Origin of the sequence: Pseudomonas kitaguniensis (genome assembly GCF_049199985.1) — a bacterium.
In the GTDB taxonomy this organism is placed as follows: Bacteria; Pseudomonadota; Gammaproteobacteria; order Pseudomonadales; family Pseudomonadaceae; genus Aquipseudomonas; species Aquipseudomonas kitaguniensis.
On record NZ_JBLZPT010000080.1, the window covers coordinates 1 to 255 of the forward strand.

At 56.5% G+C, this 255-nt stretch carries 1 protein-coding gene; it reads left to right on the forward strand.

The genetic code is table 11. The features are described from left to right. Nucleotides 1-255, forward strand: a 255-nt coding sequence (locus tag ACOZK9_RS27430) for a hypothetical protein (protein WP_421556990.1), incomplete at both ends; no start/stop codon positions are given.

Consider the following 255-nt stretch of genomic DNA (forward strand, 5'->3'; position numbering starts at 1 on the left):
GGAAAAATCACCTCCGAGCGTGATGAGCTGGGCCACGTTACCCGCTACGAATACGGCGACGGCCTGCACCTGATCAGCCGCCGCATTAACGCCGACGGCACCCAAGTCAAATACCGCTACGACAACGCGCGGTTGTTGCTGACAGACATTGAAAACGAAGTTGGTGAAGTTTATGGGTTGCAATACCACCCTAACGGGCTGATCCAACAGGAAACCGGCTTTGACGGCCAGCGCACGGCTTACGTCTACGACCTC